The following is a 5,913-nucleotide window of genomic DNA, read 5'->3' on the forward strand; positions in this document are numbered from 1 at the left end:
GTCCAGAAAAGTATGCCGAGTCGTAAAGCTCAGAAAGCTGTTATTGAACAAAGAAAGTTAAATCCTGTGCTTGACTCTTGTGGTTAAAAACAGGACATTTTAAATGGTTTATCGCATAGACATTTTAATTGGTGAATAACACAGTGTTGTAAGCCCAAAATAGAAATGTCCGCTTTTAGAATGTGCACTTTTGCAATTTCCTTAGCGGACGGTTTGATATGTTGGTGTCTATGTCGGATAAAGAACTTAAACGATTGTCGGTCTTGCAGGAAATCTGCGATCAACGCATAACTCAATCCCAGGCTGCTCAGCTACTTCTACTTCATATTTCAGAATGTCAGGTCAGACGCTTACTGCAGAAATACAAAGTTCAAGGTCCAGCTGTATTAGCCCATACGGGTCGTGGCCAAACCAGCAATTCCAGGCTTTCTGAAGAACTCAGACTCAAGTGCCTCAATATTGTTTCTGATCAACTGCATGGTTTCGGACCAACCTTGGCGCATGAAAAGCTTATTCAATAGGAGTTATGGTTCATTCTGACCAAGGCAGTCAGTACTGTAGTCGTGCTTTTAGAGCGCTATTATTGACGAATAACTGTATTCAAAGTATGTCACGCAGTCTTGCGCAGTACACTGCTCATGTTGGGACAATGCAGTGACTGAAAGCTTCTTTCATACATTGAAAGGTCATGTAATCCATGGCAGTGTGTTTGCCACTCGAAAAGAAGCGAATGCTGTCCTGTTCGACTATATCGAGATTTATTACAATCGAATCAGAATACATTCTGCAAATGGCTGGTTAAGTCCTGAAGCCTTTGAACAAAAATATTGTAAGAATTTAGAGGGATCGAATGTCCACAATACTGTCTAGGATCAGGTTATCATCGTCGAAGTTTGGTTGAAGCCAAGATGCATTGCATCAAACTATTAGGTGATAAATTAACAACAAGGAGTTTTTCTAGTCAGGTGAATGAGATTCATGCACGCATAGCCGTATTGAACAAATTTACAGAATTAGGTCGTCCTCATACCCAAGTTGTCACTTGAATTCTGTTCAAATGAGCAGAGTGTTGTCTTTTAAATCTTTGTGCAACAAAGCCCTTTAAAATTACATTTAGCATAAAATCTCTTATGCGAAGTCCAATATTAAATTAATCCCTTCACAAGGAAGAAGCTTGCTACAATGACCAATAAAACTGCAAAGCATTTCTTTAACATTGCTGGCGATAAAGCATGTGCCGCCTTCGCACCAAACTTAGCTGTAATGAAACTCATGATGCTAATGCCAATAAATGCATAAATATGCACGTAACCAATGGTATTAGGTACATTAATCTCAGCATTTATACCAAAAATAATAAAACCTAATGCACCAGCGACAGCAATGGGGAATCCACATGCCGCAGATGTTCCAACCGCCTTCTGCATGACCACACCATAGCGATTCAGGTACGGAACCGTCAGACTTCCACCACCTATTCCAAAAATTGCTGATGCAATCCCAATGACACTACCAGCAGCAACTTGTTGACCTGACGACGGTAAAGTTTGCGTTGAATTAATTGCTGTTTTAGCATCTGTAAGCATCGTATATGCGACCCAAATCAGAAATAAGCCAACAATGATTTGTAGATGTAACCCTGATATCAAACCAGCAATACCTGCCCCAAAAAAACAACCAATCGCCATTGGTGGAGCTAGATTTTTAAATACAGGCCATAGCACAGCGCCATTTTTATGATGTGCCATTAATGAGCTGATTGAAGTGACAACGATTGTTGCTAAAGATGTACCTAATGCGAGATGCATAACAACATCAGGGTCATAACCCATTTGAGTAAAGACAATAAAAAGCAGTGGTACAATAATCGTACCACCGCCGACACCAAACAGCCCTGCTGCAAAACCAGCAAAAGCGCCGATGACTAAAAAGGTTATAAGTTCCACAATAAACTAACTTTAAAAAGATAAAAGAATTAAGGCATTGAGTTAAGCGTGTTCCAACTGACCCACTTGATGATAAGCACGGTTAAAATACACCAGACTTTCTTCTTGATCGCTTTGTTGAACTTTAAGAACACGACACATGAAAACACTGTGTGTACCGACTTGCTGAATATCTTGAATCTCACAGTCAAAACTGACCAAGGCATCTTTCAAAATAGGTGAACCAGTTTCCATCGTACTCCAATCACCGAGTTTGAAACGATCTTCTGAGCTAAACTTACTTGAAGCAAATGCGTTAGAAATTTGCTCATGCTGTGTACTCAGCACATTGACCGCCAAGACTTTATTTTCAAAAAAATGGGCATGTGAACGGGAGGATTGATTCATACAGACTAATAACGTTGGCGGTGTATCCGTCACGCTACATACGGCAGATGCAGTAAATCCATGCATACCTGTTTCACCCGAAGTCGTAATAACATTCACTGCTGTGGTGAGTAAAGACATTGCATTTCTAAAGTCTGTTGCTTCAATCATCTCTTTCATCTCAAATGTACATATCACGTGCTCATGCATAAAGCAGAACAAATGTTCTTGTGATAATTTGTTCTGCTTCGCACGAGACTACGTTTGATTAAGCTTCTAGCTCTTTACGAACAATGGCAGCACCTGCGCTTAAAGCTTCAAGTTTGCCACGTGCCACTTGGCGAGATAGCGGTGTCATACCACAGTTAGTTGAAGGATACAGTTTATCTGCATCAACAAATTGCAATGCTTTGCGTAGCGTATTTGCTACTTCCTCTGCAGTTTCCACTTGAGTGGTTGCCACATCAATTGCACCCACCATCACTTTCTTACCACGGATCAATTCGATTAAATCCATTGGTACACGTGAGTTTTGGCATTCAAGTGAAATAATATCGAGCTTAGATTGTTGTAGTTTCGGGAATGACTCTTCGTATTGACGCCATTCATTACCTAAAGTTTGTTTCCAATCTGTATTGGCTTTAATGCCGTAACCATAGCAAATATGAACTGCAGTTTCACATTTTAGACCTTCAAGTGCACGTTCTAAGGTTGGTACACCCCAGTCATTCACTTCATCAAAGAATACGTTAAACGCAGGTTCATCAAATTGAATAATGTCTACGCCTGCTGCTTCAAGTTCTAAAGCTTCTTGGTTCAAAATTTTGGCAAATTCCCAAGCCAGTTTTTCACGGCTCTTGTAGTGTCCGTCAAAAAGTGTATCAATCATGGTCATTGGACCAGGCAACGCCCATTTAATTGGCTGACTGGTTTGGCTGCGTAAAAATTTCGCATCGTCTACAAACACTGCTTTTTTACGAGAAACTTCACCCACAACTGAAGGTACACTTGCATCATAACGATTACGAATACGCATGGTTTCACGCTTTTCGAAATCTACACCTTCAAGATGTTCAATAAACGTGGTTACAAAGTGCTGACGGGTTTGCTCACCATCACTCACGATATCGATACCTGCAGTGACTTGCTCATGTAATGATAATTTCAAAGCATCACGTTTAGCTTCTAATAATTCTTCGCCTTCAAGCTTCCATGCAGACCATAATTTTTCAGGTTCAGCTAACCAAGACGGTTTTGGCAAGCTACCCGCAGTTGAAGTTGGGAGTAAAAGTTTCGGTTGTGTAAGCGCCATGTCTAATCTTCTTTCTCTAAAATTCGTCAGTCTGTGTGTCAATTCGATGTCTTAAGCAGCTGTTTCGACCTTAAAGTTTGCTGCCCATTCATTTAAAATATCTTGATATGGTTTGATGAAGTTTTCTTCTGTCCATTTACCTTGCTTAACCGCTAACTCACCACGTTCAACACGGTCATAAACGATACGTGTCAGTGAGTAATCGCCATAGCTCAAGCTTGGTTGATACTCCACACCTGCCGGAGAGTTGGTGTTGTAAATTTCAGGACGATAAATTTTTTGGAAGCTTTCCATGGTTGCAATCGCGCTGATCAATTCAAAATCAGTATAATCACGGACTAAGTCGCCAGCGAAATAGAATGCGAGTGGTGCATTACCACCTTCTGGTTTGAAGTAACGTACACGTAAGCCCATTTTGGCGAAATATTCATCGGTACGTGAATATTCATCATTGGTATATTCCTCACCTAAAATAGGATGTACGTTTGCCGTACGGTAATAGGTTTTAGAGGTTGAAACACTTAAACAAATCACAGGTGGCTTGGTAAATTCTGCCTTAAATACATCTGAATTCACCAAATGTTGATACAATTTACCATGTAGATCTCCAAAATCTTCAGGTTTTTCACCTACACCACAACCCAATTGAGGCAATACTACGCTGAAGTCGTAATCACGCACATAAGATGAGAAGCTATTGCCGATCATGCCTTCAATACGCTCCCCTGTTTTATGGTCAATCACTACACTTTTCAGTGTTTCAATAAATGGGAAAGTTTGACCATTACCTTCGATATCAATTTCAGCAGAAATGATGTCAATCTCAAGTGAATAGCGATCACCTTTCGGGTTATCAACGGTTGCCAAGCTATTAAAACGGTTGTTGATCATCGCAAGGGTACGACGCAAGTTTTCTTCACGGCTTTCCCCACGTGCCAAATTGGCAAAGTTTGTGGTTAAACGTGTGCTTTCTGCTGGTGTATAATTCTCATCAAAACGGATACGTTTAATTGAACACTCAAATGCTGTACTCATGGAGATTGCCACCTAAAAATTTTATAAAAAGCTAAATTTCTGAATGGCTGTATTTAAACGTGAATAAGAAAGTGAGTAAAACGATATAAATTCAGCTTAAGATGAGAAATACTCATCTTAATAAATTAAAGATTCTGAGGATTTTTTAGTTATTCAGTAAGTTAAGCGGCTATCTAAAATCTTTATCTGAAATTGATAATGTTTTTTGCAACTCTACCAAAGATAATAAATCTCCAACTATCAAGTATGTGTAAATAACATAACGATCAGCTTCTTGCCTAGAAGTAATAATATCATGAGAACCTTTCTGAGCAGCTTTGAAAATAGCATCTAACCGCTCGCCCAAATATTTCATCTGTGAACCAACGATTTCCTCAAATCTTTTAGAGTCTGACTGCTCATCAACATATGCAATAATTCGATTTATATAATTATCCACACCTAATTTAATAATTTTAATTTTACCATTGTCTAAATTAATAGTCTTATCCTTTCTAGCAGGATAAATCACATCAGCAGTATCTTGAAATATTTGCCTACAACTATGAACAGCATTTGACCAATCCTCTGAATTTTCGGACGTTAAATTCTCATAAACAGATGCAAATTTTTGTGCTGATAATGGTACTAAACCTCCAATTTTTCCGTCTACAAACTTTCTTGTTCTAGAAAAAATATCTGACGTAATTTTTGAATATTTTAGCTCATAATATTTATTAGACACATATTCGTATACAAAAGCTTGTCGTTTAATTAGAAATTGAGAGTCCGTGCTAATACCATCTCTTAAACTCTTTCTTTCTAAAAAATTACTAGGGCGTGTCCTCATTTGAAGAATTGGTTTTAAATACTTAAAATCCTCCTTTAAGCTCTTTTCATTTCTATATTTTTTCAATGGCACGTACTCTTCTCACTAATGATATTTGGCAGCAAATTCAAGATACTATGCGATTACATGGTTGTTACTGTTCAAAAAACAGTAGAAATATCATGGAAGCCATCTTATGGAAACTGCGCACAGGCGCCACATGGCGCGATATTCCTCAAGAATTTTGCCCTTGGCAAACTGCTTACAATCGCTTTAATCGCTGGGCAAGTAAGGGATTATGGGATAAATTTTTTTTAGATTACGAGGCGTCTTGGATCAAGAATGGGTATTCATTGACGGAAGCTACATACGCGTGCATCAACATGCAAGTGGAGCTCGGTATGGTTTCGAAAGAGCAATTGGACAATCACGCGGTGGACAAACAA

The 5,913-nt window shown here is 38.9% G+C and carries 5 protein-coding genes and 4 pseudogenes; 4 read left to right on the forward strand and 5 right to left on the reverse strand.

Going from position 1 to position 5,913, the window contains the following annotated elements:
* Positions 1-230 precede the first annotated feature (230 nt).
* From AC13CK_RS14375 to AC13CK_RS14385, 3 pseudogenes are all read left to right on the forward strand, one after another.
* Positions 231-512, forward strand: a pseudogene (locus AC13CK_RS14375) (ISNCY family transposase); the annotation flags it as partial.
* Positions 506-870 (forward strand): annotated as a pseudogene (locus AC13CK_RS14380) (IS3 family transposase); the annotation flags it as partial. The pseudogenes AC13CK_RS14375 and AC13CK_RS14380, both read left to right, overlap by 7 nt.
* Positions 871-872: 2 nt before the next feature.
* Positions 873-1,046 (forward strand): annotated as a pseudogene (locus AC13CK_RS14385) (IS5/IS1182 family transposase); the annotation flags it as partial.
* A 99-nt stretch (positions 1,047-1,145) separates the two neighbouring features.
* Here the strand turns inward: AC13CK_RS14385 and AC13CK_RS14390 are convergent.
* The 5 genes from AC13CK_RS14390 to AC13CK_RS14410 all read right to left on the reverse strand — a co-directional run bounded on the left by AC13CK_RS14390 (position 1,146) and on the right by AC13CK_RS14410 (position 5,560).
* Complete coding sequence (locus tag AC13CK_RS14390; RefSeq protein ID WP_114541429.1) at positions 1,146-1,946, reverse strand: sulfite exporter TauE/SafE family protein; 801 nt, start codon at positions 1,944-1,946, stop codon at positions 1,146-1,148.
* 42 nt (positions 1,947-1,988) lie between these two features.
* Positions 1,989-2,483 carry a flavin reductase gene (locus AC13CK_RS14395; RefSeq protein ID WP_482831280.1) on the reverse strand — a complete coding sequence of 165 codons (495 nt, stop codon included), beginning with the start codon at positions 2,481-2,483 and terminating at the stop codon, positions 1,989-1,991.
* A 97-nt stretch (positions 2,484-2,580) separates the two neighbouring features.
* Entirely contained in the window at positions 2,581-3,624 is a 1,044-nt protein-coding gene (locus tag AC13CK_RS14400) for a methionine synthase (RefSeq protein WP_004281804.1), read from the reverse strand.
* Between the two features lie 51 nt (positions 3,625-3,675).
* Complete coding sequence (locus AC13CK_RS14405; RefSeq protein WP_004647848.1) at positions 3,676-4,659, reverse strand: putative oxygenase MesX; 984 nt, start codon at positions 4,657-4,659, stop codon at positions 3,676-3,678.
* A gap of 169 nt (positions 4,660-4,828) precedes the next feature.
* Positions 4,829-5,560 carry a hypothetical protein gene (locus tag AC13CK_RS14410; protein WP_482831279.1) on the reverse strand — a complete coding sequence of 244 codons (732 nt, stop codon included), beginning with the start codon at positions 5,558-5,560 and terminating at the stop codon, positions 4,829-4,831.
* Here AC13CK_RS14410 and AC13CK_RS14415 point away from each other — a divergent pair.
* A pseudogene (locus AC13CK_RS14415) lies at positions 5,554-5,913 on the forward strand (IS5 family transposase); the annotation flags it as partial. The gene AC13CK_RS14410 and the pseudogene AC13CK_RS14415 overlap by 7 nt on opposite strands.

This window comes from Acinetobacter sp. L-24, from assembly GCF_056857555.1.